The following is a 26,797-nucleotide window of genomic DNA, read 5'->3' as shown; positions in this document are numbered from 1 at the left end:
GCATAATCCCCCTTCAGTCGATGCCTGCGAATCAATCGATACTCGCCGTAGCCACCAGCCGGGGGAGTTGATCATGCAAGCCAAGAACGAAGAATCCGTTACACACCTGCTGAACGATGTCATCGAATTTGCGCGGGGGCGTTTACCGGAGCCGACCTTCCACGTCGTCGAGCCCTTTCTGCGGCATTACTACGATTTCGTCGATGCCGACGATCTGCAAAGCCGCTCGATCGCCGATCTCTACGGCGCGGCGCTCGCACACTGGCAAACCGCGCAGCGCTTCGTGCCGGGCACCGAACGGCTGCGCGTCTATAACCCGATCCTCGAACAGCACGGCTGGCATTCCGATCACACGGTGATCGAGATCGTCAACGACGACATGCCGTTCCTGGTCGATTCGGTGTCGATGGCGGTCAACGGTTTGCGGCTCGCGCTGCATTCGGTCGTGCATCCGGTGTTCCGGATCTGGCGCGGCCCCGACGGGGCGATCACACGCGTCGGCCAGGGCGCCGAAGAGGCGACCGACTCGCGCTCGCAGCTCACCTCGTTCATTCACTTCGAAGTCGACCGATGCGGCGACGCCGCAAAGCTCGACGCGCTGCGCGACGAGATCGCGAAGGTATTGCGCGACGTGCGTGCCGCGGTTGAGGACTGGCCGAAGATCGTCGAACTCGCGCGCGGCACGATCAAAGGCATGAAAGCCGGGGAGGCCGGGCCGGAAGGACTCGAGGCGCGCGCGTTCCTCGAATGGATGGTGGCCGATCATTTCACCTTTCTCGGCCAACGCGATTATGAGTTGGTGCAGCACGATATCGGCTACGGTTTGCGGCCGGTGGCGGGCTCGGGGCTCGGCATTCTGCGTGACGAACTGCGGCCCATCGGCGCGCCCGACGTCACGCCGTTGCCGCCGGCTGCCGCCGACATCATTGCCGGTTCGTCGCCGATCTTTCTGACCAAGGCGAATTCTCGCGCCACGGTGCATCGTCCGGGCTATCTGGACTACGTCGGCATCAAGCTGACCGGTGCGGACGGCAAGGTGACCGGCGAGCGTCGTTTCATCGGGCTTTATACGTCGACGGCTTATTTCGTTTCCGCCGCCGAGATTCCGATCGTGCGGCGCAAATGCGCAAATATCGTGCGGCGCGCCGGATTCCTGCCGAAAGGTCATCTGGCGAAATCGCTGGTGACGGTACTCGAAACCTATCCGCGCGACGAACTGTTTCAGGCCGACGAGAACCAGCTCTACGACATCGCGCTCGGCGTGCTGCGTTTGCAGGAACATCAGCGCACGCGTCTGTTTATACGGCGTGACCGTTTCGACCGTTTCGTGTCGTGTCTGGTGTTCGTGCCGCGCGACAAATACAACACCGATCTGCGGCAACGTATCGCGACCTTACTGGCTGAAGCGTTCAATGGCGAGAGCGTTGAATTCACGCCGCTGCTGTCGGAGTCGACGCTGGCGCGCATTCATTTTGTCGTGCATGCGAAACCGGGCGGCATGCCCAACGTCGACACGCGAGAACTGGAGGCGCGGCTCGTACACGTGGCGCGCCGCTGGCAGGACGATCTCGCCGACGCATTGCTCGACGCATTCGGCGAAGAGCAGGGCAACCGTCTGCTGCAACACTACGCGGATTCGTTTCCGGCCGGCTATCGCGACGATTATCCCGCTCGCACTGCGGTGCGCGATATCGAGTTGATCGAACGCGTGCAAGGCAGCGAGCGGCTTGCGATGAACCTGTATCGCCCGATCGAAGCGGGCCCACGCGCGTTTCGCTTCAAGGTCTACCGTGCCGGTTTGCCGATCGCGCTGTCGCGCAGTTTGCCGATGCTGGAGCATCTGGGCGTGCGCGTCGATGAAGAACGGCCGTACCTGATCGAAGCGCTGGACGCTACCCCCGCGTGGATTCATGACTTCGGCCTGGAACTCGCGGACGACGCGGAGTTCGATATCGAACGGGTCAAGGATCTGTTCGAGGAAGCGTTCGAGCAGGTGTGGACCGGCGCGATCGAAAGCGACGATTTCAATCGACTCGTGTTGCGCGCGCAACTGAATGCGCGCGAGGTGACGATACTGCGTGCGTATGCCAAGTATCTGCGCCAGGTCGGCTCGACCTTCAGCGACGCGTATATCGAACGCGCAGTGACCGGTAATCCGGGAATCGCGCGAATGCTGGTCGAACTGTTCATCGCGCGTTTCGATCCGGTGCTGGGCGAGACACGCGAGGCGCGCGTGGACGGCTGGCTGCGCACGATCGATAGCGCGCTCGATCAGGTGCCGAATCTCGACGAGGACCGCATACTCCGGCAGTTTCTCGGCGTGATCAAGGCCACGCAGCGCACCAACTACTATCGCTTCAACGCGGACGGCCGGCCGAAACCGTATCTGTCGTTCAAGTTCGATCCATCGCAAGTGCCCGGCTTGCCCGAGCCGAAACCGATGTTCGAAATCTGGGTGTACTCGCCACGCGTGGAAGGCGTGCATTTGCGCGGCGGCCGCGTGGCGCGCGGCGGTCTGCGCTGGTCGGATCGGCGCGAGGACTTCCGCACGGAAGTGCTCGGCCTGATGAAGGCGCAGATGGTGAAGAACGTGGTGATCGTGCCGGTCGGTTCGAAGGGCGGCTTCGTCGTGAAGAATCCGCCGCCGCAAAGCGAGCGCGATGCGTGGATGCGCGAAGGCGTGGCGTGCTATCAGACCTTCCTGCGCGGCCTGCTCGACGTCACCGACAACCTCGCGGGCACGACCGTGGTGCCGCCGCCCGACGTGGTGCGGCACGATCCCGACGATCCCTATCTGGTGGTCGCCGCCGACAAAGGCACGGCGACGTTCTCCGACTACGCGAACGCGATCTCGCAGGAATACGGCTTCTGGCTCGACGACGCGTTCGCGTCGGGCGGCTCGGTCGGCTACGACCACAAGAAGATGGCGATCACCGCGCGCGGCGCGTGGGAGTCGGTCAAGCGGCATTTCCGCGAAATGAGCGTGGATACGCAGACCATGGACTTTACCGTGGTCGGCGTGGGCGATATGTCGGGCGACGTGTTCGGTAACGGCATGCTGCTGTCGCCGCATATCAAGCTGGTGGCCGCGTTCGATCACCGGCATATCTTTCTCGATCCGAACCCCGATCCGGCAAGCAGTCTTGCCGAACGTGGGCGCCTGTTCGTTCTCGATCGTTCGAGCTGGGCCGATTACGATCCTGCGCTGATCTCCGCGGGCGGCGGCGTGTTTCCGCGTACCGCCAAGACGATTCCTTTATCGCCGGCGGTGCAGGCGGTGCTCGGCATCAGCGTGCCGGCGCTTGCGCCGACTGAGTTGATGCGGGCGATTTTGCAGGCGCCGGTCGATCTGCTTTACAACGGCGGCATCGGCACGTATGTGAAAGCGAGCCGCGAAACGCACCTGCAAGTCGGCGACCGCGCCAACGACGCGATCCGCGTGAACGGCGCCGATCTGCACTGCAAGGTCGTCGCCGAAGGCGGCAATCTCGGTCTCACGCAACTCGGGCGTATCGAGTTCGCGCAGCGCGGCGGCCGCATCAATACGGATGCGATCGACAATTCCGCGGGCGTCGACTGCTCGGACCATGAGGTCAACATCAAGATTCTACTGGGACTGGTGGTGGCGGATGGCGAGATGACCGAGAAGCAGCGCAACGCGTTGCTCGCCGAAATGACCGACGAAGTCGGCCTGCTCGTGTTGCAGGACAACTACTACCAGACGCAGGCGCTGTCGATTGCGGGCCGCTACGGCGTCGAACTGCTCGATGCCGAGGCGCGTCTGATGCGTTATCTCGAACGCGCGGGGCGCCTGAATCGCGTGATCGAGTTTCTGCCGACCGATGAAGAAGTCGCCGAACGGCTGGCGGCGAAACAAGGCCTCACCACGCCCGAACGCGCGGTGCTGCTCGCGTACAGCAAGATGTGGCTATACGACGCGTTGCTCGACTCGACCATGCCGGAGGACCCGCTCGTCAGCGACATGCTGGTCGAGTACTTCCCGAAACCGTTGCGTCAGCGTTTCAGCGAACCGATGCAGCGCCATCCGTTGCGCCGCGAAATCCTCGCGACGCATTTGACCAATGCATTGGTGAACCGGGTAGGTTGCGAGTTCGTGCATCGGTTGATGGAGGAAACCGACGCGCAGCCGGGCGATATCGTGCGCGCCTGCATCATGGCGCGCGACGTGTTCGATCTCGACGACGTGTGGCGCAGTATCGACGCGCTCGATAACCGCGTCGCCGACGACGTGCAGGCGCGCATGTTCGTCGAAGTCGCGCGGCTTGTCGAACGTTCGGCGCTGTGGTTTTTGCGGCAGTTGCAAGCGGGCGCGGTCAGCAACGGCGACGTGGCCGGCTTGCTCGCGCGCTGCCGCGATGCGGCGCAGCGCCTCGCGCCGCAATGGCCCGCGTTGTTGCCGGACGCCGATCTCGACGCGTTGTCCGAGCGCCAGCGCGTGCTGGTGGATGCCGGCGTGGACGGCGAACTCGCGGTGCGGATCGCGAGCGGCGAGATCTCGGCCGCGTTGCTCGATATCGCCGAAGTGGCGTCCACCTGCGGACGCAGCCTCGAACTCGTGGCGGGCGTGTACTTCGCGCTCGGCACGCTGCTGAACTACAGCTGGATCAGCGAGCGTGCAGCGGCGTTGCCCGCGCCCACGCACTGGGACATGCTCGCACGCGCCACGGCGCTGGCCGAGCTTGCCCGCCTGAAACGCGCACTGACCATGAGTGCGCTAACCGGTGCCGACGACGCGTCGACACCGGATGCGCTGGTTCAGACCTGGCGCGACAAACGTGGTGCGCAGCTCGAACGTTACGGTCGTTTGCTGGCCGATTTGCGCGCCACGGGCGGCGCGAGTCTGTCGATGCTGCTGGTGATCGTGCGTGAGATGGCGGCGCTGGAAAGGGCGTGACACGGGAGTGGATCGGCGTACACGGGTCAGCCTGAATCAGGGCCGCCCGTGTCCGTATCCGTGTGTCGATCACCCGCCGCGCGACACGCTTACGGCGTCACGTCGATACGTCCATACACGCCACTCGTCGGCGTCGGCCCTGCCGCGAAAAACAGCGTATTGAGCGGCTGATTCGCGAAGCCGTTGCCGAAGCCGATGCCCCAGATACCGGGCTGCCTGAACGTCGTGCCGTCCGTGTTCATTAGTGCGCCCGCAAACGCGCCGGTATTCGGATCGAACGCGTCGATCGTGCCGTCGCCGAAGTTGCCCACCAGCAAGAGATTGCTCGCCGCGCCGAAATTCGCTGGCGCGAGCGCGACACCCCACGGCGAATTCAGCGTACCGGCAGTCGCGATGCGTTTGATGAAATTGCCGGCGGTGTCGAACGCGTCCACTACGCCGTTGCCCGCACCGTTGACCTGCGTACGACCATCGGGACCGAGCAGCGCGTACGTGACGTACACCGTGCTGCCGATCGTCGCGATGCCGAACGGCGACAAGCCGGCCGGAAGATTCGGATCGCTGAAGTGACCGGTGAGCTGGATCTTGTTGAACGATCTGTCGAACACATCCACCTTCTTGTTGTGGAAGTCCGCCGCGTATAGCAGATTCGCGCCGGCGTTGGCACCGATCGCGAGGCCCTTGTAGACCGCGCCGTCCGCGCCGTCGTCAAAAGCATTGACGGCCTGGGTCGGCAAGACCTTCGGCGACCACGCGGCAATCGTGCCGGCGTCGGTCGCCCACAGGAACAGCGCATTGGACGCGGCGGCGCCGTTCGCGCTGATCTGGAAGTCGGTGCTCTTGTTGAACACAATGCCGGTCGGACCCGCCGCGGCGCCGGCGGCATTCGGCGGGATGGTCACGACCAGCGACTGCACGACGCCGTTGCCGTCATACAGCGTCGACTTCTTCGTGTTGTTGTCCGACACCCACACCACGCCGGTCGGATTGAACGCAATACCCCAGCCGTTCTTCAGATTGGGATCGATGTTCGGTGCGTTCGCGCTGCCGTCCGAGACGAGCGTAGTGGCCTTGAATTGCGACGGCAACGTCGGCGTCGGCGTGTTCAGGTGGTTGCCGCCGCCGCATGCGACGAGCGTGACGGCCGTGACCGCGCACAGTGCGGCAAGCACTGCGTTTCGATGCAGTTTCATAGTGGAGTTCCGGTAGAGGGATGAGCGCGTGCCCGCCGCGCCTTCACGAGATCAGGCGAGCGAATCGACGACGCGAGCCGCAACGGCTGCGAGTCCGTCGGGGTGGACCGCGGATCATTCGACCGTCCTTTGCAAAACGCACGGCAACGCGCTTTATTCCACCCGCAGCGCAACGAATTTCTGTCTGCCGTCGTGGATGGGTTGCGGCTTGCCCATCGCGCGTAAAAAGTTGTTTTACGTTGGAATAGCCAGGCCAGGTCAACTGTTCTGTGTGAGTGGCCACGACTCACCGTCATTCGGGCGATGGCCGCGCTCTCTCCACCATCACGGTACCTGTCATGCTCAATTCGCTCATTTCCCGCCGTCGCCTGATTGCGACCGGGTCGCTGGCTTCGGTCGGTGTCGCGCTCTCCCGATTTGCTTTCGGCCAGACGGCGCCGACTGCCGCGAAGCCCGCGCTCAGCGTCGTGCCCGCATACCTCGGTGTGTCGCCGCAAGCGCTGCCACCGCTGCCGTACGCGGAAAACGCGCTCGAGCCGACCATCTCGGCGCGCACGGTTGGGATTCATTACGGCAAGCACCATCGGGCGTACTTCGACAATCTGCACAAGCTGCTGGCCGGTACGCCGCTCGAACAGGCGTCGCTCGAGCAGATCATCGTGCAGTCGCACGATCAGCCAATGCTCGCCGACGTATTCAACAACGCGGCGCAAGCGTGGAATCACAACTTCTACTGGAACTCGCTGAGTCCTGCCGCGACCACGCCGAGCGCGAAATTGCAGGCCGCGATCGAACGCAAGTTCGGCTCGATCGAAGCGCTATCGAAAGCGCTCGTCGCGACATCGGCGTCGCAATTCGGTAGCGGCTGGGGATGGTTGGTGGTCGATCGCGGCGAACTCGCGGTCGTCAAAACGGGCAACGCGGAAACGCCGTTCACGGCCGGCCTCGCGCCGTTGCTCACGGTCGACGTGTGGGAGCACGCGTATTACCTCGACTATCAGAATCGCCGCCCGGACTATCTGGTGGCGACGGTCTCGCGTCATCTGAACTGGGCGTTCGCGTCGGCTAACTTCGAGCGCGTCTGACCGGGGTTGGCTCCCTATCTCAAACGGCCGGATTGTCGGGTTCCATGCAATTTTTTGCGGCAGCAGCGGTATGACTAACGTTGTACAATCCGCGAACTTCGTGGCCTGCCCGCAACGGCCGGTTTTTCGGCCGCCTCGCCCGCCCGCAACCCCTGCTTCCAGCCAGTCAATCATGTCAACAGCAGATGCCGAGAATCTGCCGAATTTGCTGCCGGGCATGCTGCCGCGGCTGTGGGCATTCTCCTTGCGGCTGTGCGGAAATCAGCACGACGCCGAAGATTTACTCCAGCGCGCCTGCGTGCGAGGGCTCGAACGCGCCAGTCAATTGCAGCCGGGTACGTCGCCGCTGAGCTGGATGTTCTCGATCGTTCACTCCACCTGGATCAACGAATTGCGCGCGCGTAATGTGCGCAGCCGTTCGAGCATGGAATGGGACGATAACTTTCTCGAGACGGTGGCCGATCCCGGCGCGCGCAATCCGGAAGCGAGCTTGCTGAGCGGCGAGATCATCGCGGCCGTCGAGCGTTTGCCCGACGCGCAACGGATCGTGATGCTGCTGATCGCGGTTGAAGGAATGAGCTATGCAGAAGCAGCCGAAACGCTCGGCGTGCCGATCGGCACGATCATGAGCCGGCTGTCCCGCGCGCGCCAGACTATCGGCGCGCAATTCGGCGAGCGCGACGCGTCGGCGGCGCGCTCAACCGGCAACACACAGAGAGCGGCGCAATGAAGATCGATGACGCCATCCTGTTAGCCTACGTCGACGGCGATCTGCCGGACGACGAGTGCGTGAAAGTCGAACATGCGATTCATGAGTCCGCGGAGATCGCCTCGCGCGTGTCGATGTTGCGCGCGTCACAACTTCCCTATGCTGAAGCATTCGATCAGCAATCGCTGCCGCCAGTGCCTGAATCGTTGAGCCGAAGTGTCGACGAGATGATCCGTCAGCACCTCGCGAATGCGTCCGCGCAGCAGCACGCGGCCGGCGTTGCCGATGCGTCGTCCCGCAGCGAACCCGAGGAAGCGTCTTTGGGCGAGAACGTGCATCGTCTCAAGCCGCGCGCGAGATTGCTGCCTACGCTGTCGTGGCCGAAGCTCGCCGTCGCGTTCGTTGCGGGCGCATTCTGTTGTGGCCTTGCGTTGCGACTGGTGCCGCAATTGGCGGGCAGCGGCAACAACGGCAGTGGTGGCGTTGTCACTGCGTCGAACGACGCCGCCATGATGCCGTGGATCAGGGCGGCCGCCGGCTACCAGCAGCTTTACACGCGCGATACGGTCGCGCTGTTGCAGCCCGACATGAACGTGACGACCGCCACCGTCGCCGACATTCGCCACGTCGACAACCTCGCGATGCAGATTCCCGATCTGAGCAGCCAGGGCCTCACGTTCAAGCGTGTGCAGCGCTTACGCTTTCATGACAAGGCGCTCGTGCAGATCGTCTATTTGCCGCAGAAGGGCAACCCGGTCGCGCTGTGCGTGCTGAAAGAGGCGAAGGCGGACGCCGCGCCGTCGGACGGCAATGTGCACGGCATGGCCGTAGTTTCATGGCGTCGCGGGCAACTCGGCTACGCGCTGATCGCTGAACCCGGCACAGTGGATCTCGACGCGCTCGGCAAGCAGTTGTTCAACGGCCAGGTGACGACTACGGTCGGCAGCAACGACAACAGCGCGCCTGATCCGCGGGCCTGATCCGATTGTGATCGACGGATGCGCCGGGCCGTTCAGGTTGGCCCGCGCGCGGCTTCGACGGCCGCGTTGAGCGCGATGAATTGATTCAAACGGTGCGATCGGCGGAATTTATCGGCTGTCGCGGCCGCAAAAAATGTTTGGAATAAAGCCGACGAAACCGGGTTAACGCTGGAGTCACGCGTAAAAACCTGGCTCCGTGTCGCGGTCACGCCGCGATATCGAGTTCGTCGACCTTCATCAATCTATTCCGATCAGTCATGAAATCCTTTCGCCTCCCGCATGTCGTTGCACTTGTCGCGCTGACCGCGCCGCTGTTCTTTAACGAAGCATCGGCGCAAACCACTCAGCCCGTGCGCGCCAACAATGTCGTTCTGGTGCATGGCGCCTGGGCCGACGGCTCCAGCTGGAACGGTGTGGTGGAGCGTCTGCAGGCGGCCGGCATACATGTGACCGCGGTTCAGAACCCGCTCACGTCGCTCGCGGATTCCGATGCGGCCACGCGCCGTGCGCTGGCTTTGCAGGACGGTCCGACGGTGCTGGTCGGACACTCGTGGGCCGGCACGGTCGTGAGCGACGTGGGCAACGATCCGAAAGTCTCGGCACTCGTGTATGTCGCCGCACGCGCGCCCGACGCCGGCGAGGATTTCGTTGCGCTGTCGGGCAAATTTCCGACCATGCCGGTTCGTGCGGGCGTCGAGAATCATGACGGCCTGACCACTATTTCCGAAACGGCCTACCTGCGCTATTTTGCAAACGGCGTCACGCCCGACCAGGCGAAAGCGATGTATGCGGAACAATGGCCCACGGCGGCTTCGCTGTTCGGTGAGCGGACCACGGCGGCCGGCTGGCACGTCAAGCCGACGTTCTATGCCGTGTCCAAAGACGACCAGACGATCTCTCCCGATCTGGAGCGGTTCCTCGCCGCGCGTATGAAGGCGAAGACGATTGAACTCGATGCGGGTCATCTGTCGCTCGTGTCTCATCCGCAGGAAATCGCCAATCTGATTCTGGAAGCGGCGGGTCACGAAGCGGGCGCGGTAACGACATCAGCAACGACCGCAACGACCGCAGCGGTCAAGAACTGAGTCTTGAGGCGGCAAGGCGATATTTACGCCGATATCGCCGCTGAGGTTTCTCGGTCAAGGTGGGGCGTGTTCGTCGTGTGGAGGCGGTGCGGTATGATTGGCGCCGACCCCACCGACACCCTCCACGACGATGAAAGAAGAATCGCCGAAAGCCATTTTCTACGCGCTCGCCGCCAACCTGGGCATCGCGATCTGCAAGTTCGCCGCCGCTGCGTTCACCGGTTCCGGTTCGATGTTCGCCGAAGCGATTCACTCGACCGCCGACTGCGGTAACCAGCTGCTCCTGCTATTCGGTCTGCGTGAAGCGCGCAAACCGGCGAGCCCGTTGCACCCCATGGGCAGCGGACGCGAGATCAATTTCTATTCGCTGCTGGTAGCGCTGCTGCTGTTCTTCGTCGGCGGCGCGTTCTCGGTGTATGAGGGCGTGCATCGATTGTTCGAACGTGAGCCGCTGCAGTACGCGTATGTCGCGCTGGTGGTGCTCGGCGTGTCGGTCGTGCTGGAGGCCTTGTCGTTGTGGGGCGCGGTGAAGGAAATCCGCAAGACGCATCCGGACAAAAGCATGTGGCGCTGGTTTCGCGAGACGCGCGAATCCGATTTACTGGTGGTCGCAGGTGAGGATATCGCGGCGCTGGCGGGGCTCGCGATGGCGTTCGTCGCCGTGCTGCTGACCATGGTGACCGGCAATCCCGTCTATGACGCGCTGGGTTCGATCGGCGTGGGGCTGCTGCTGATGGTGATCGCGTGGCTGGTGGCGCGCGAGGTGAAGTCGATGATCGTCGGCGAGTCGGCGAGCCCGGAAGTGCGTCGCGCGATCGAGGCGCATTTGCAGGCGCGCACCGAAATTCGCAGCATCATCAACATGATTACGCTGCAATGGGGCCGCCACGTGGTGGTGGCCGTGCAGGCCGAAATGATCGACTACGCCAGCGGCCGCGCCATGGTGGACGCGATCAACGTGATCGAGGCGGACTTGCAGGCGGCGTTCCCGCAAGTCCGCTGGGTGTTTTTCGAACCGGACGTGCCGCGCGTTTGAAGCCGGCTTACTTGAAGCCGGTCACCGCGTGCGGTACATACAGTTCTTCAAGCTGACGGATTTCGTCGTCGCTCAGATTCAACGACAGCGCGGCGACCGCATCGTCCAGATGATGCAGCTTGGTCGCGCCGACAATCGGCGAGGTAATCGGCTGCTTCTGCAACACCCACGCTAACGCGACCTGCGCGCGCGGCACACCGCGGTCGCTGGCAATCTTGCTGACGCGTTCCACAATCTTGCGATCCGCGTCTTCGGTCTGCGCGTACAGCGTTTGGCCGAATTCGTCGGTTTCGGAGCGTGCGCTTTCCGTATTCCAGTCGCGCGTCAGGCGCCCGCGTGCCAGCGGACTCCACGGAATCACGCCGATGCCTTCGTTTTCGCACAGCGGCAGCATTTCCCGCTCTTCCTCGCGATACAGCAGATTCACGTAGTTCTGCATCGTCACGAAACGCGTCCAGCCATGGCTTTCCGCGACGTGCAACGCTTTGGCGAACTGCCACGCGTACATCGACGACGCGCCGATATAGCGGGCCTTGCCGGCCTTCACGACGTCGTGCAGCGCTTCCATGGTTTCTTCGATCGGCGTCTCGTAGTCCCAGCGATGGATCTGATACAGATCGACGTAGTCCGTGCCCAGGCGCCGCAAACTTTTGTCGATCTCCGACATGATCGCCTTGCGCGACAGACCGGCGCCGTTCGGACCAGGATGCATGCGGCTGTTGACCTTGGTGGCCAGCACGATCTCATCGCGTTTGGCAAAGTCCTTCAGCGCGCGGCCGACGATTTCCTCGCTGGTGCCGTCCGAATAGACGTTCGCGGTGTCGAAGAAATTAATGCCGTAGTCGAGCGCCTGTTTGATGAAGGGCCGCGACGCTTCGTCGTCGAGCGACCAGGGGTGAGTGCCGCGAGTGGGCACGCCGTAGCTCATGCAGCCAAGACAAAGACGCGATACATCGAGGCCGGTACGGCCGAGTTTCACATAGTCCATCGTGATGCTCCAGGTACGAAGTGAGGTGCACAAAGGCGGTGCACCTTTGAACGGGATTTCATTCGGGGCATGCTGCGAACCATCGATTATAAGAACCCGGCGAGAAATGCGTATTGAGCCGATTTGCATGCGATTTCGCACAGCGATCACATCGAGCACGGGAAATGATGCGCTGCGTAGTGGCAAATGATTTCCTCACACCTATACTTCTTCCGGCTTGAAAGCGGCACTCTTTCCCAACCTGCATCACAAGCAAAAAGGAAGAACTCGATGCTGACTCGCACACTCGGCGCTTTCTGCGCTGTTACGCTCGCGGCCTGCGCGGTTTTTACGCCAGGCCCGGCCAGCGCTGACGACAACGGCGATGCCTCGCAAGCCGACGCCGGCTCGCACGGCCGCCCCGTCAAGGTCATGATCATTTCGATGTTCGGACCGGAAGGCCAGGTGTGGCTCGACCGGCTTGGACCGTGGCGCGACATTACGGTAGACGGTTTGTCGCCCGATTACCCGACCGTCCATTGCAACAGGCAGGACGTGTGCGTGATGACCACCGGCATGGGGCACACCAACGCGGCGGCGTCGATCATGGCGCTGACGTTCTCGCCGCGTTTCGATTTGCGGCATACGTACTTCATGGTCGCCGGTATCGCCGGGATCGATCCGCAGCAGGGCACGGTGGGTTCGGCCGCGTGGGCGAAATATCTGGTGGACTTCGGGATTCAGTGGGAGATCGATGGGCGTGAAATTCCGTCGAACTGGAATACCGGGTACCTCGGCATCAATACCGCGGGTCCCACGGCGAAGCCCCCGTTGGACTATAAAACCGAGGTGTTCCAGTTGAATACGCAACTCGCCGATACGGCGTTCGCGTTGTCGCGTAACGTCGCCTTGTCGGACGACGCACAGGCTCAGGCCGCGCGGGCCAAGTATTCGTATGCGCCGGCTAACCGGCCGCCGTCGGTGGTTCAGTGCGACACGCTTGCGGGGGATACGTGGTGGTCCGGCACGCTCATCGGACAGCGTGCTCGTGACTGGACCAGGATTCTGACGGACGGCAAAGGGGTTTACTGCACGACGCAGCAGGAAGACAACGCCACCTACGAGGCGCTGAAGCGTGCCGCTTCCGTACACAAGGTCGATTTGAATCGTGTCGCCGTGCTGCGGGCGGGCTCCGATTTCGACCGTCCTTATGATGGACAGACGAGCGCGGACAACCTGCTCAATTACGCGTCGCAAGGTGGCTTCACGATTGCGATTGAAAACCTGTTCCGCTCCGGCAATCCGCTCGTGCAGGATATCGCCACGCATTGGGGCGAGTGGCGTGATGGCGTGCCGAAACGTTAGTTCTATCTAGCCAACAAACCTGGCTGCGGAGGATCGTCACCGCAGCCAGGCTCATCTGCTACCAACAACACACTTACCGTTGCGGCGCGCGGTACGGCGTCCAGACGGGTGCGTCAGTATCCCAATGGTCGAGTTCAGAGGGTGTCATGATGTGCTCCTTTTTGAAGAGTGCATGGTTGGCGCCGCGCTGAGCGTTTCTTTTGGAAACCGAATCATTGCGGCAGCTTCACTTCAGTGCGTTACTGTTTTTCGGCTACGCGCGTGACGTCGCCGTCGTGGCCTTCCTGCAGGGCAATACGTGCCGCCTGCGTTTGACCGACCAGGCCCTTGTTCGGATACGTGGTGCGATTCAGCGAAGGCAATGAACCGTCGCGATACGCGGCGACCAGTTCAGCCTGCACTTCAGCGCGCGTCTTGCCGGTCGCGGCCACTGTTGCGGCGGGTTGCGTTTCATAAGTACCGGCGCGGCCGATGCCGCCGCCATTGCTCTGTGCGAATACCGGTGCGCTTGCAAGCAGCGAGAGAGCGAGACCTGCCAGGAGATTGCGTTTCATGATTCACCTCTGTCGATTCGTTTGCAGCGCAAGCAGCGCCGCGACAGGGTGAAATGTAGACTTCGACGCAGTGCGGATAAATCGCACTTTCGCGAAATGAATTGTCGCGATTCTGGAACAATCGTTGTGAAGGCCGCGCGAATGGCGGTGGATCGAGGTAACCGCGGCATTAGCGCCGCGGTTGGAATTCACTGTTCCAGAAACTGTACTTCAATTGCCGTTCAATGCTAGTTGCTCACGCAACCCATTCGGTGATTACGGGTGTGTCGAGTGTCGGTGCAGACTCGCGTTCTTCGAAAGTACGCTTCGTACAGGTTGCGTCGAGCGTACCGCGTCCGCTCAACAACGGGCAACGATCGAACAGCTCCGCAATCCAGTCTACGAAAACGCGGACTTTAGGCGACAGATGGCGACTGTGCGGATAGACTGCGGAAATTGGCATCGGCAAAGGCTTCAGTTCCGGCAACACTTCCACCAACTGACCCGACCGCAGATGCGGCAGCACCATGAAGAGCGCCGGCTGAATCAAACCGAAGCCTTCCAGTCCGCAAGTCACGTAGGCGTCTGCGTCGTTCACCGACACGATGCTCTTCATCTTCACTTCAACTTCTTTGCCATCCACCATGAAGGCCCAATCGAGCGTGCGTCCCGTGCGGCTTGAGAAGTAATTGACTGCTTTGTGATTCTCCAGATCTTCGAGTGAAGACGGCATACCCGCCCGCTCGATGTAGTCCGGCGCCGCACAGGTCACCCCCTCGAACAGGCCGATACGTCGCGCCACCAGCGAGGAATCCTGTAGCGCGCCCACGCGCACCACGCAATCCACGCCTTCCTGCAGCAGGTCGACCGGGCGATCCGTCAAGCCGAGTTGCAGATCGATGTCCGGATAGCGTGTGTGGAATTCACACAGCGAAGGAATCACCAGCAGGCGGCCGATCGACCCCGGCATGTCGATGCGCAGCTTGCCGTGCGGCTTTTTATTGCCGCTCTGAAAACTGGCTTCGGTCTCTTCGACATCCGCAAGGATGCGCACGCAACGTTCGTAGTACGCCGCGCCGTCCGGCGTGAGCGACAGACGCCGCGTGGTCCGGTGCATCAGGCGCGTGCCGAGGAACGCTTCGAGATTCTGAATGATGGTAGTAACGGATGCGCGCGGCAGGTCGAGCGTTTCCGCTGCGCGGGTAAAGCTATTTGTGTCGACGACACGCGTGAACACTTGCATGGCCTGAAGCCGGTCCATTGCAAACCTCCGGAAGGGGCGGGCGCACCGGGCGGGAAAACGAATCCGCAGACAATCGCAGCTGATTGTTCAGGGGCGCCGAATTGTGTTGCCGGATTATAGGCATTTATTTACGAGTCTGCCGAACCCACAATTCGCACCATTGAAGTTCTATGCGCATTGCGCGGCTCGACATGGATGCATTTAAACCGCCGTACTCTTTCGTTCCCTCCGGCATCAGCCTGGCAGAGGCGGACAGCACGGCACTCGAAGTCACCGACGTGCAGATTGAAGGGCACGCTCAGGACATTACGTTGCGTTTGTACCGGCAAGGCAAGAAGACCGCACTGCCTGTATTGCTTTATTTCCACGGCGGCGGCTTTACGAAGGGCTCGATCGAGCAGGCCGACTACGCCGCACGGTATTTCGCAGAACACTTACCGGCACTCGTCGTGTCGGTGGGTTATTCGCTGGCGCCGCAGTTTCCGTTTCCCGCGGCGCCGGAAGACGCGCATCGCGCAGCGCTGTGGGTGCAAACGCGGGCGCGCGCGTTTGGCGGTAATAGCAGGAAGGTTGGCGTAGCCGGCCATGATGCGGGCGGGCAATTGGCCAATTGCCTCGCTTTCATCGCGCGTGATCGGGGTGACGTGCAGATTGCCGCGCAGGCGCTGTTCGGGCCGATGCTCGATCCGAGCCTCACGCGGCTCGGCGACGAAAAGCGGCTTGGCTCGGATATCACGGCTAAAGAGTGTGCAGCGTGTTATCGCGCGTACTTGCCGCAAGCGTCGCAACGCATGCATCCGTATGCCGCGCCGCTCGAATCGTGCCGTCTCGCGGGCCTGCCGGCCACGCTGATCGCGACGGCGCAAAACGACGTGCTGCACGTGGAGGCGGAGAAATACGCCAGCAGTCTGATCGACGCGGGAGTGCAGACCCAGGTGGTCCGCTATCCGAGCGTGTCGCATGCCGCACTGGCCGACCATCCGCCCGCCTTGCAGGAAGCGGTGCAATTTTTTCAGTGGCGCTTCGACGCACGCGCTCATCGATGAACAGAAATAAGCAGAAATCCATCAACGATACCGGGAGCTTTTCATGACTATTCTTCCTCTTTCCCGTCGCCGTGTGGCGATTGCAGCGCTTGCCGTCATCGTCGTGGCCGGGCTGGGAACGTTCGGCGCGATCCGCGTCGATGCGAGCTCGCCGGCCGCGCCGACCATCGTGCCGGAAGTCGACGTCGCCACGGTGGTGCAGAAGACCATTACCGACTGGCAGAGCTATTCGGGCCGTCTGGAGGCTGTCGAAAAAGTGGACGTGCGTTCGCAGGTGCCGGGCACGATCGTGTCCGTCAACTTCAAGGACGGCGCGCTCGTGAAGAAGGGCGACACGCTGTTCGTGATCGACCCGCGTCCGTACGCGGCGGAAGTGGATCGCGCCGAAGCGCAACTCGCGGCCGCCCAGGCGCGCACGGGTTACACGCAAAGCGACTGGGAGCGTGCGCAACGCCTGATCGTCGACAACGCGATCGCCAAGCGCGACTACGACGACCGCCAGAACGCCGCACGCGAAGCGAGCGCCAACCTGAAGGCCGCGCAAGCCGCGCTCGAAACCGCCCGCATCAATCTCGGCTACACGAAGATTGTCGCGCCGGTGGCGGGCCGCGTGTCGCGCGCGGAAATCACGGTGGGCAACGTGGTGGCAGCGGGTGCAAGCGCTACGCCGCTAACCACGCTGGTGTCGGTTTCGCCGATCTACGCCTCGTTCGACGCGGACGAACAGACCTACCTGCAATACCTGAGCCGTGCGAAAGACGGCAGCAAGGTGCCGGTGGAACTCGGCCTCGCGGATGAAACCGGCTACTCGCGCAGCGGCACGATCGAATCGGTCGACAACCGTCTCGATACGTCGTCCGGCACGATCCGGGTGCGCGCGCGCTTCGATAACCAGGATGGTGCGTTGATCCCGGGTCTGTATGCACGCGTGAAGGTGGGTGGCAGTGCGCCGCATCCGGCGCTGCTGATCGACGACGCCGCGGTCGGCACCGATCAGGACAAGAAGTTCGTACTGGTGGTCGACCAGAGCAATCACGTCGTGTATCGCGGGATTTCGGTGGGCTCCATGCAAGGCAATCTGCGTGTGGTCAAGGGTGGTTTGCAGGCGACCGACCGCATCGTCGTGAACGGTATTCAGCGTGTTCGCCCAGGCGACATGGTGCGCGCCCACATGGTGCCGATGGACGCCGATCAGGATCCGAACAGCGCGCCGCTTGCCCAGACCCCCACGCAGGCACGCACCAAAGCGGACAAGAATTCGTGAGCCGAGTGCGCCGCGGTTTGAACTGAGCGGCGCATGCTCCAACGTTAAGAGCATCCCATGAACATATCCAAATTCTTCATCGATCGGCCGATCTTTGCCGGCGTGTTGTCGGTATTGATCCTGCTGGCGGGCATTATTTCGCTCTTCAAGCTGCCGATCTCGGAGTACCCGGAAGTCGTACCGCCGTCCGTGGTGGTGCACGCGCAGTATCCGGGCGCGAATCCGAAAGTGATCGCCGAAGCCGTCGCTTCGCCGCTCGAAGAGCAGATCAACGGCGTCGAGAACATGCTGTACATGCAGTCGCAAGCCAATAGCGACGGCAATCTCACACTGACGGTGACCTTCAAGCTCGGCACCAATCCGGACCTCGCGACGCAACTGGTGCAGAACCGCGTCAATCAGGCGCTGCCGCGTCTGCCGGAAGACGTGCAACGGCTCGGTATCACCACGATCAAGAGCTCGCCCACGCTGACCATGGTGGTCCACCTGATCTCGCCGAATAACCGCTACGACATGACGTATCTGCGCAACTACGCGCTGCTGAACGTCAAGGATCGTCTGGCGCGAATTCAGGGTGTCGGCGAAGTGCAGTTGTGGGGTTCGGGCGACTACGCCATGCGTGTGTGGCTCGATCCGCAGAAAGTCGCGCAACGCGGGTTGACGGCGACCGAAGTGGTCAACGCGATCCGTGAGCAGAACATTCAGGTGGCGGCCGGTGTCATCGGCGCATCGCCTTCGGTGCCGGGCACGCAACTGCAGTTGTCGGTGAATGCGCGTGGCCGTCTGAAGACTGAGGGCGAATTCGGCGACATCATCGTCAAGACGACGCCGGACGGCGGCGTGACCTATCTGCGTGACATTGCGCGGGTCGAACTCGCGGCGTCGGAATACGGCCTGCGTTCGCTGCTCGACAACAAGCCGGCGGTGGCGCTCGCGATCAACCAGGCGCCGGGGGCGAATTCGCTGGCCATTTCCGATCAGGTTCGTGCCGCGATGAAGGAACTGTCGGAAGACATGCCGGCGGGCGTCGAATACAAGATCGTCTATGACCCGACGCAGTTCGTGCGTTCGAGTATCGAAGCGGTTATCCATACGCTGCTCGAAGCGATCGCGCTGGTGGTGATCGTGGTGATCGTGTTCCTGCAAACGTGGCGTGCGTCGATCATTCCGTTGATCGCGGTGCCGGTGTCGATTATCGGGACCTTCTCGCTGCTGCTCGCCTTCGGCTTCTCGATCAATGCATTGTCATTGTTCGGCATGGTGCTCGCGATCGGGATCGTGGTGGACGATGCGATCGTGGTGGTGGAGAACGTCGAGCGGAATATCGAAAACGGGCTTAGTGCGCGTGATGCGACCTACAAGGCCATGCAGGAAGTGAGCGGGCCGATTATCGCCATCGCGCTGACGCTGGTCGCCGTGTTCGTGCCGCTCGCGTTCATGACGGGCCTGACGGGTCAGTTCTACAAGCAGTTCGCGATGACTATCGCGATCTCGACGGTGATCTCGGCATTCAACTCGCTGACTCTGTCGCCGGCGTTGGCTGCGATGCTGTTGCGCAGCCACGGCGCCAAGGAAGACTTCCTGACTCGCGTCATGAATCGCCTGCTGGGCGGCTTCTTCAAGCGCTTCAACAAGGTCTTTCATCGCGGTTCCACGGCGTATGGCAAGGGCGTGACCGGCGTGCTGCGTCGTAAAGGCGCCATGCTCGCGGTGTACGCGATTCTGCTGGGCGGCACGGTGCTGATCTCGCACGTGGTGCCGGGCGGCTTCGTGCCGGCGCAGGACAAGGAATACCTGATCGCGTTCGCGCAGTTGCCGAACGGCGCGTCGCTGGACCGCACGGAAAAAGTGATTCGCGACATGAGCGCGATCGCACTGAAGCAGCCGGGCGTGGAAAGCGCGGTGGCGTTCCCGGGTTTGTCGGTGAACGGCTTCACGAATAGCTCGAGCGCAGGCATTGTGTTCGTCACGCTCAAGCCGTTCAAGGAGCGCGGCAACAAGACGCTCTCGGCGGGTGCGATTGCCGGTGCGTTGAACCAGAAATATGGTGCGATCAAAGACTCGTTCGTCGCGGTGTTTCCGCCGCCGCCGGTGCTCGGTCTCGGCACGCTTGGCGGCTTCAAGATGCAGTTGGAGGATCACGGCGCGGTCGGTTACGCGGAATTGAACAAGGCCGCGGAAGCGTTCGTGAAGAAAGCGGCGCAAACGCCTGAACTGGGCCCGACCTTCTCGAGCTACCAGATCAACGTGCCGCAATTGAACGTCGACCTGGATCGCGTGAAGGCCAAGCAACTCGGTGTGCCGGTCACGGACGTGTTCAACACGATGCAGATTTACCTGGGCTCGTTGTATGTGAACGACTTCAACAAGTTCGGCCGCGTGTACCAGGTGCGAGTGCAGGCCGATGCGCCGTTCCGTCAACGTGCCGACGACATCCTGCAACTGAAGACGCGTAATGCGGCGGGCGACATGGTGCCGTTGTCGTCGCTGGTGACGGTCACGCCGACCTATGGTCCGGAAATGGTGGTGCGTTACAACGGCTATACGGCTGCCGACATCAACGGTGGACCGGCGCCAGGCTTCTCGTCGGGCCAGGCGCAAGCCGCAGCCGAACGCGTAGCGGCGGAAACCTTGCCGCACGGCGTGAAGCTCGAATGGACCGACCTGACGTATCAGCAGATTCTTGCCGGCAACGCGGGCCTGTGGGTGTTCCCGATCAGCGTGCTGCTCGTGTTCCTCGTGCTGGCCGCGCTGTATGAAAGCCTGACGTTGCCGCTCGCGGTGATCCTGATCGTGCCGATGAGCGTGCTGTCCGCGCTGACCGGCGTGTGGCTCACGGGCGGCGATAACAACATCTTCACGCAGATCGGTTTGATGGTGCTGGTGGGCTTGTCGGCGAAGAATGCGATTCTGATCGTCGAGTTCGCTCGCGAGCTCGAACACGACGGGCACACGCCGCTGTCGGCCGCGATCGAGGCGAGCCGCTTGCGTCTGCGGCCGATTCTGATGACGTCGATCGCTTTCATCATGGGTGTGGTGCCGCTGGTGTTGTCGAGCGGAGCCGGTTCGGAGATGCGCCACGCAATGGGTATCGCGGTGTTCTTCGGCATGCTCGGCGTGACGCTGTTCGGTCTGATGTTGACGCCGGTGTTCTATGTGGTGCTGCGTACGCTGGCGGGCGGGACGATTCACGTCGCGCAGAAGGATTCGCCGCACTATGGCGCGTCGGCGACGGAAGCCTGAGGAGAAAACAATAATGAAACGCTATGAATCTTTGAGCGGATGGGGCCGCGCGGCAACCAGCGCTTTGCTGGTCGCGTTGCTCGCCGCCTGCTCGTTGGAACCGACGTATAAGCGGCCGGATGTCGACACGCCGACGGCCTTCAAGGAAGCACCGGTGACGACGTCGACGTCGGGCACGGCGGCATCGCCGCAAGAAACCGGCACGTGGAAAACGGCGCAACCCGCCGACGACGCGCATCGCGGCGAATGGTGGACGGTCTTCGGCGATCCGCAGTTGAACGCGCTGGAAGAGCAGGCGGCGGCCGCGAATCAGGACCTGAAGGCCGCAGCGGCGCGCGTGCAACAGTCGCGTGCGGTGACGCAAGCGGCGAAGTCGGACTGGTTCCCGAAACTCGACGCGGGCTTCGGCCCGACGCGCGAGCGTGCGTCGGCGGCCTCGCAGTTCTTGCCGGATAACGCGGGTGGCACGACCGGCACGATCTGGCGCGCGCAAACTACCGCGTCGTACGAAACGGATCTGTTTGGGCGTGTCGGTTCGAACGTGAACGCGTCGCGCGCGGACGAGCAGCAAAGTGAAGCGCTGTTCCGTTCGGTGCAGTTGTCGTTGCAAGCGGACGTGGCGCAGAACTACTTCCAGTTGCGCGAGCTTGACTCGGATCAGGATTTGTACCGCCGTACCGTGACGCTGCGCGAAGATACGCTGAAGCTGGTCGAGCGGCGTTTCAAGGAAGGCGATATCGGTGAACTGGATGTTTCGCGCTCCCGCAACGAACTCGCGAGCGCGCGTGCCGATGCGGTCGGCGTGGCACGTCAGCGCGCCGCGTCCGAGCACAGCCTCGCGATTCTGCTCGGCAAGCCGCCGGCGGATTTCTCGTTCGCGGAAGCGCCGCTCAAGCCGGTCACGGTGCAGGTGCCGGCGGGTTTACCGTCGGCGCTGCTTGAACGCCGGCCGGATATTTCGGCGGCGGAACGGGCAATGCAGGCCGCGAATGCGCGTGTGGGACTGGCGAAATCGGCGTTCTTCCCGAAGCTCGATATCACCGGTGCGTTCGGATTCGAGTCGGCCACGCTGGGCGATCTGTTCATGTGGTCGAGCCGCGCGTTCGTGCTCGGGCCGCTCGCGGGTGGCGCGTTGACGTTGCCGTTGTTCGACGGTGGGCGGCGTAAGGCGAATCTCGCGCAAGCGCGTTCGAAGTACGACGAAGACGTCGCGCAGTATCGTCAGCAGGTGCTGGTGGCGTTCCGCGAGGTGGAGGACAACCTGGCCGATCTGCGTTTGCTCGACGATCAGATGCGCGAGCAGAACAATGCGGTCGAAGCGTCGCAACGGGCGGCTCATTTGTCGCGCACGCAGTACACGGAAGGTGCGGTCAGCTATCTGGATGTGATCGACGGTGAGCGGCAGGTGCTGACTTCGCAATTGCAGGCGAGCCATTTGCAGGGCACGCAGGCGGTGGCGACAGTAAACCTGATTCGCGCGCTGGGCGGCGGCTGGGGTGATGGGAAGGCGCCGGATGCTGCGGTGGGTGCGGTGGCGCCGGCTTCGGGCGCGGCTGTGGTTTCGGCTGCGTCAGGCGCTGATGTGGCTGTGCAGCAGGTGGCGAAGCAGTAGTCCTCCATTCAGGGTACTGAACGGTGGTGGAAGCCGGGTCGCGCGGGAGCGCGGCCCGGCTTTTTTATTCCAAATCATTTTTCCCGCTTTCCTTCCAAAAATCCGTTCGTAGACCGTTGGTTTTCCGCCCTCTATGATGATTCGCACCTCATCTGGAGAGAGGCGATGACCTGTCCGACCTTCCGCTGTCCGCGCTGAGCGATTCGCGCGTCCTGTTGCTGCCACGACGCGCCGGCTAAGCCGCCCGTTGCAGTGTCCCGTTGCCCGATGCCGTACGGCTTGCCCGAGTTCACCTCGGTCAGGCCGTTGAATCCGCTCGCCTCGAAACGCACCACGTCTAACTCTACGAGCTCACCATGCGTATTCCTTTGCCCCAAGTACGGCGTTTTTTCAACGCACCGACGCTTGCGCTGATCGGCGCGATCACGTTCAGTTTCACGCTTGCGTTATCGGCCACGCACGCCCAGGCGGCCGATTCGCCCACGCTGAAAATCGGCACCGCCACCAGCCCGCAAATCGAGGCGCTCAAAGTCGCCGCGCGCGAGGCGAAAGAACAAGGCCTCGACGTAAAGATCATCGAGTTCACCGACTGGAACACGCCCAACGCCGCGCTCGCCAATAGAGACATCGACGTCAATTACTTCCAGCACATTCCGTTTCTCGAGAACGCGAAGAAGCAGGGCGGCTACAACTTCGTCGCGATCGCGCCGGGCACGATCATGAAGATCGGTTTGTATTCGAAGAAGATCAAACGGTTCGACGAGTTGAAGAATGGCGCGACGGTGGCCATTGCGAACGATCCAGTCAACGGCGGCCGCGGTCTGTTGCTGCTGCAACGCGCCGGACTGATCAAGCTGACGCCGGGCATCGACTATCGCGCGACCACGCTAGACATTATCGACAACCCGAAGCACCTGAAGATCGTCCAACTGGAAGCCTCGCAACTGGCGCGGTCGCTCGACGACGTCGATCTCGCGCAAGGCTACCCGAGCTTCATCAAGCTCGCGGGCACCGCCGACCCGAATAGCGCATTGCTCTTCGACGGGCTGGAAAACAAGAACTACGCGATCCAATGGGTCGTGCGACCGGACAGCGTCAACGATCCGCGTATTCGCAAGTTCATCGCGATCTATCAGCATTCGCCCGCCGTGCGCGCTGCGCTCGATAAAGCCTTCGGCAACCTCTACGCCGTGGCGTGGTAATCGCGGCGCGTAGGTCAGAGCCATAGAAAAGGAGTCGCACGATGGCGAAGAAAAAGATCCTGCTGAACGCGTTCAATATGAACGCGGTTGGCCATATCAATCATGGTTTGTGGACGCATCCGCGCGACCAGTCGGCTAACTACACCGACCTCGATTACTGGACGAGCCTCGCGCAGACGCTGGAGCGCGGCAAGTTCGACGGGATCTTTCTCGCGGATATCGTCGGCGTATACGACGTTTATCAGGGCGGACCGCAAACGCCGTTGCGCGAGTCGGTGCAGATTCCGATCAACGACCCGTCGCTGATCGTGCCCGCCATGGCGCACGTCACGAAGCACATCGGCTTCGGCGTCACGTCGAATCTGACCTACGAGCCGCCGTATCTGTTCGCGCGGCGCATGTCGACGCTCGATCATCTGACCAAAGGGCGGGTGGGCTGGAACATCGTCACCGGCTATCTGGACAGCGCGGCGCGCGGCATGGGGCTCGCACAACAGATCAGTCACGACGACCGCTACGATCGCGCCGACGATTACATGGACGTGGTCTACAAACTGTGGGAACAAAGCTGGGAAGACGATGCCGTAGTGCGCGACCGCGCGGCGCGCATCTTTTCGCACCCGGACAAGGTGCACCGCGTGAAGCACGACGGCCCGTACTATTCGATCGACGCGATTCATCTCAGCGAGCCTTCGCCGCAACGCACGCCGGTGTTGTATCAGGCGGGATCGTCGAGCCGCGGTGTCGATTTCGCGGCACGTCACGCGGAATGTGTGTTTGTCGGTGGACAGAACAAGCAGTTGACGCGCTCCATTGTCGACGACATTCGCGCGCGCGCGGTGAGCTTTGGACGCGCGCCGGACGATATCAAGATCTTCGCGGGCATTACCGTGGTAGTCGGTGAAACCGAGCGCGCGGCGCAGGAAAAATTCGAGGAATATCGCCGCTATGCGAGTGCGGAAGGCGGCATCGCGCATTTCTCCAGTTCGACCGGTATCGACTTTTCGCAATACGAGCTGGACGAACCGATTTCGTATGTGAAGACCGAGTCGATGCAGTCGGCCGTCGAAGCGATTTCGAAGAAGAGCGTGAGCGGCGTGTGGACCAAGCGCAAGGTGCTGGAACAGATGACGCTCGGCGGTCGCGCGAAGCCGGTGGTCGGTTCGCCGCAGCAGATTGCCGATGAGCTGGTGTCGTGGATCGACGAGGCCGGTGTCGACGGATTCAATCTGACGCGCACCGTCATGCCTGAATCGTTCGAAGACTTCGTGAATCTGGTGGTGCCCGAGTTGCAGAATCGCGGCGTCTACAAGGAAGACTACGATCCGGCGCCGACGCTGCGCGAGAAGCTGTTCGGCGGCGGCCGTGCGCGATTGCCGGCGGTGCATGTCGGCGCGCAGCATCGGCGGTCCGCGCAAAACAATCCGCAAACCGGTCCGCAAGTTAATGAGCAAGCTGACCTGCCCAACATTGTGCAAGTCTGACAGGAGCGCCGCCATGGCCCATATTTTCGACGCCCCGCAGTTCATCGAAGACTCGCCGTCTCTCGCCCCGAATCGCGATGCACCTCAGACGCCGGAACACATCGCCGTGGTATTCGACAACGTGAGCAAGCAGTTCACGAATGCGCGGGGCGTGTCGACCACGGCGCTCGCCAACGTCACGCTGAAGATCGCTCGCGGCGAGGTGTTCGGCATTATCGGCCGCAGCGGGGCGGGCAAGTCGACGCTGCTGCGGCTCGTCAACGGTCTGGAACAACAGGGATCCGGCGCGGTGCGCGTGAACGGCGTAAGCGTCGGCGAACTCAACGAGCGCGAACTCGTGGCATTGCGTCGACGCATCGGCATGGTGTTTCAGCACTTCAATCTGCTCTCCGCGAAAACGGTGCGCGAGAACATTGCGTTGCCGCTGAAAATCGCGGGCGTGCCGAAAGCGGAGATCGACAGGAAAGTCGCCGCGCTGCTCGAACTGGTGGGCTTGTCCGCTAAACGCGACGCTTATCCGGCGAGCTTGTCCGGCGGTCAGAAACAGCGGGTCGGCATTGCACGAGCGCTGGTCACGGACCCGGACATTCTGCTGTGCGACGAGGCGACTTCGGCGCTCGATCCGGAAACGACCCAGGCCATTCTTGCGTTACTGCGCGATATCAACCGGCGGCTCAATTTGACCATCGTGCTGATCACGCATGAAATGCAGGTGATTCGTGAAGTCTGCGATACGGTCGCCGTGATCGAACGGGGCGCCGTGGTGGAAAACGGTCCGGTGTGGCGTGTGTTCGGCGATCCGCACCACGACGCGACGCGCGCGTTGCTGCGCACGCTGGTGCATGATTTGCCCGCGGATCTGGCGGAACGGGTCAAGCCGCTACACGATCTCGCGCAAACCGATGCGCGGATTCTGCTGGACGTGCGCTTCACGGGCGCCGACGCGCACGAGCCGGATATCGGCGGCCTCACCTCGGCGCTGAGTAGTGAGGGCGGTAGCGTCAGTTTCGTGCACGGCGGCATCGACCGGATTCAAGGACATGCACAAGGGCGTCTGGTGGTATCGGCGCAAGTGCGGGAAAGCGCGGACAGTACCGTGCAGAAGCAGATCGCGACGCTGCTCGAACGCGCGCGCCGCTATGCGAACCATGTCGAGGTATTAGGCTATGTCTGATCTGTGGCTCTCCGAATTGGCCGATGCGATTCGCGACACGATCGTCATGGTTGGCGTGTCCGCGTTCTTTGCGGCATTGATCGGCATACCGTTGGCGCTGCTGCTGGTCACCACGACACGCGGCGGTATCTGCGAGAAGCGCGCGGTGAACGGCGCGCTCGGCGCGCTGGTCAATGCGTTCCGCTCCACGCCGTTCATCATTCTGCTGGTCGCGCTGTTGCCGTTGACGCGTTTGCTGATCGGCACCACGATCGGCGTATGGGCGGCGATCGTGCCGCTTAGCATCGCGGCGATTCCGTTCTTCGCGCGCGTCGCCGAAGTAAGCCTGCGCGAAGTGGACCGCGGGTTGATCGAGGCCGCGCAAGCCATGGGCGCGCAGCGCAGGCATATCATCCGGCATGTGCTGTTGCCCGAAGCGTTGCCGGGCATTCTCGGCGGCTTCACCATTACCGTGGTGGCCATGATCGGTTCGTCGGCAATGGCGGGCGCGGTCGGCGCCGGCGGTCTCGGCGATCTGGCGATCCGCTACGGCTACCAGCGTTTCGATACGACGGTGATGGTGACGGTGATCGTCTTGCTGATCGCGATCGTGACGGCGGTACAGTTCGCGGGCGACCGACTCGTCAGGCGCTTCGCGCAGCGTGTGTGATCGCAGGCCGCT

19 protein-coding genes are annotated in these 26,797 nt (G+C 62.4%); 15 read left to right on the top strand and 4 right to left on the bottom strand.

Annotated features, from left to right (window positions below):
* Window positions 1-73 precede the first annotated feature (73 nt).
* Window positions 74-4,915 carry an NAD-glutamate dehydrogenase gene (locus HWY05_RS04770; protein ID WP_176057551.1) on the top strand — a complete coding sequence of 1,614 codons (4,842 nt, stop codon included), beginning with the start codon at window positions 74-76 and terminating at the stop codon, window positions 4,913-4,915.
* Between the two features lie 89 nt (window positions 4,916-5,004).
* Here HWY05_RS04770 and HWY05_RS04765 read toward each other — a convergent pair whose 3' ends face one another.
* Entirely contained in the window at window positions 5,005-6,108 is a 1,104-nt protein-coding gene (locus tag HWY05_RS04765) for a TIGR03118 family protein (RefSeq protein WP_176057550.1), read from the bottom strand.
* A 338-nt stretch (window positions 6,109-6,446) separates the two neighbouring features.
* Between HWY05_RS04765 and HWY05_RS04760 the strand changes: the two genes are divergently transcribed.
* From HWY05_RS04760 to HWY05_RS04740, 5 genes are all read left to right on the top strand, one after another.
* Entirely contained in the window at window positions 6,447-7,193 is a 747-nt protein-coding gene (locus tag HWY05_RS04760; protein WP_176057549.1) for a superoxide dismutase, read from the top strand.
* A 172-nt stretch (window positions 7,194-7,365) separates the two neighbouring features.
* Window positions 7,366-7,923 carry an RNA polymerase sigma factor gene (locus tag HWY05_RS04755; protein ID WP_176057548.1) on the top strand — a complete coding sequence of 186 codons (558 nt, stop codon included), beginning with the start codon at window positions 7,366-7,368 and terminating at the stop codon, window positions 7,921-7,923.
* Window positions 7,920-8,882 (top strand): anti-sigma factor, encoded by a 963-nt coding sequence (locus HWY05_RS04750; protein WP_176057547.1) that lies wholly within the window; start codon window positions 7,920-7,922, stop codon window positions 8,880-8,882. The genes HWY05_RS04755 and HWY05_RS04750 overlap by 4 nt, the downstream gene beginning before the upstream one ends.
* 257 nt (window positions 8,883-9,139) lie before the next feature.
* Window positions 9,140-9,967, top strand: coding sequence for an alpha/beta hydrolase (locus HWY05_RS04745; RefSeq protein ID WP_051980967.1), 828 nt, complete (start codon window positions 9,140-9,142; stop codon window positions 9,965-9,967).
* A gap of 130 nt (window positions 9,968-10,097) precedes the next feature.
* The gene (locus HWY05_RS04740; RefSeq protein ID WP_035558938.1) at window positions 10,098-11,003 is read left to right on the top strand and encodes a cation diffusion facilitator family transporter; all 906 of its coding nucleotides are present in this window, start codon (window positions 10,098-10,100) and stop codon (window positions 11,001-11,003) included.
* Window positions 11,004-11,010: 7 nt separating this feature from the next.
* Here HWY05_RS04740 and HWY05_RS04735 read toward each other — a convergent pair whose 3' ends face one another.
* Window positions 11,011-11,991, bottom strand: a complete 981-nt coding sequence (locus HWY05_RS04735) for an aldo/keto reductase (protein WP_176057546.1) — start codon at window positions 11,989-11,991, stop codon at window positions 11,011-11,013.
* A 270-nt stretch (window positions 11,992-12,261) separates the two neighbouring features.
* Between HWY05_RS04735 and HWY05_RS04730 the strand changes: the two genes are divergently transcribed.
* Window positions 12,262-13,335 carry a purine nucleoside permease gene (locus HWY05_RS04730; RefSeq protein ID WP_176057545.1) on the top strand — a complete coding sequence of 358 codons (1,074 nt, stop codon included), beginning with the start codon at window positions 12,262-12,264 and terminating at the stop codon, window positions 13,333-13,335.
* 239 nt (window positions 13,336-13,574) lie between these two features.
* Here the strand turns inward: HWY05_RS04730 and HWY05_RS04725 are convergent, their stop codons facing one another.
* Together HWY05_RS04725 and HWY05_RS04720 are read right to left on the bottom strand one after the other, a co-directional pair.
* Window positions 13,575-13,889 (bottom strand): DUF4148 domain-containing protein, encoded by a 315-nt coding sequence (locus HWY05_RS04725; protein ID WP_035558929.1) that lies wholly within the window; start codon window positions 13,887-13,889, stop codon window positions 13,575-13,577.
* Window positions 13,890-14,124: 235 nt separating this feature from the next.
* Complete coding sequence (locus tag HWY05_RS04720) at window positions 14,125-15,129, bottom strand: LysR family transcriptional regulator (protein WP_035558925.1); 1,005 nt, start codon at window positions 15,127-15,129, stop codon at window positions 14,125-14,127.
* Window positions 15,130-15,302: 173 nt separating this feature from the next.
* Between HWY05_RS04720 and HWY05_RS04715 the strand changes: the two genes are divergently transcribed.
* From HWY05_RS04715 to HWY05_RS04680, 8 genes are all read left to right on the top strand, one after another.
* Entirely contained in the window at window positions 15,303-16,157 is an 855-nt protein-coding gene (locus HWY05_RS04715; RefSeq protein WP_176057544.1) for an alpha/beta hydrolase, read from the top strand.
* A 43-nt stretch (window positions 16,158-16,200) separates the two neighbouring features.
* Window positions 16,201-17,421 carry an efflux RND transporter periplasmic adaptor subunit gene (locus HWY05_RS04710; protein ID WP_035558922.1) on the top strand — a complete coding sequence of 407 codons (1,221 nt, stop codon included), beginning with the start codon at window positions 16,201-16,203 and terminating at the stop codon, window positions 17,419-17,421.
* 57 nt (window positions 17,422-17,478) lie between these two features.
* Window positions 17,479-20,664 (top strand): efflux RND transporter permease subunit, encoded by a 3,186-nt coding sequence (locus HWY05_RS04705; protein WP_035558919.1) that lies wholly within the window; start codon window positions 17,479-17,481, stop codon window positions 20,662-20,664.
* Between the two features lie 13 nt (window positions 20,665-20,677).
* On the top strand, window positions 20,678-22,276 hold the full coding sequence (locus tag HWY05_RS04700; protein ID WP_176057543.1) for an efflux transporter outer membrane subunit: 1,599 nt from the start codon (window positions 20,678-20,680) through the stop codon (window positions 22,274-22,276).
* Window positions 22,277-22,686: 410 nt separating this feature from the next.
* Window positions 22,687-23,478, top strand: a complete 792-nt coding sequence (locus HWY05_RS04695; RefSeq protein WP_347880799.1) for a MetQ/NlpA family ABC transporter substrate-binding protein — start codon at window positions 22,687-22,689, stop codon at window positions 23,476-23,478.
* 41 nt (window positions 23,479-23,519) lie between these two features.
* Window positions 23,520-24,962 carry an LLM class flavin-dependent oxidoreductase gene (locus tag HWY05_RS04690; RefSeq protein WP_176057541.1) on the top strand — a complete coding sequence of 481 codons (1,443 nt, stop codon included), beginning with the start codon at window positions 23,520-23,522 and terminating at the stop codon, window positions 24,960-24,962.
* Window positions 24,963-24,975: 13 nt separating this feature from the next.
* Window positions 24,976-26,136, top strand: coding sequence for an ATP-binding cassette domain-containing protein (locus tag HWY05_RS04685; RefSeq protein WP_176057540.1), 1,161 nt, complete (start codon window positions 24,976-24,978; stop codon window positions 26,134-26,136).
* Window positions 26,129-26,785 carry a methionine ABC transporter permease gene (locus HWY05_RS04680; protein ID WP_176057539.1) on the top strand — a complete coding sequence of 219 codons (657 nt, stop codon included), beginning with the start codon at window positions 26,129-26,131 and terminating at the stop codon, window positions 26,783-26,785. Before HWY05_RS04685 ends, HWY05_RS04680 begins: the two co-directional genes overlap by 8 nt.
* Window positions 26,786-26,797: the final 12 nt, after the last annotated feature.

The organism is Paraburkholderia sp. BCC1876, assembly GCF_902833695.1.
Taxonomy (GTDB): domain Bacteria; phylum Pseudomonadota; class Gammaproteobacteria; order Burkholderiales; family Burkholderiaceae; genus Paraburkholderia.
Note: the sequence above shows the minus strand (reverse complement) of the source record. Positions and strands in the feature narration are given on the sequence as shown.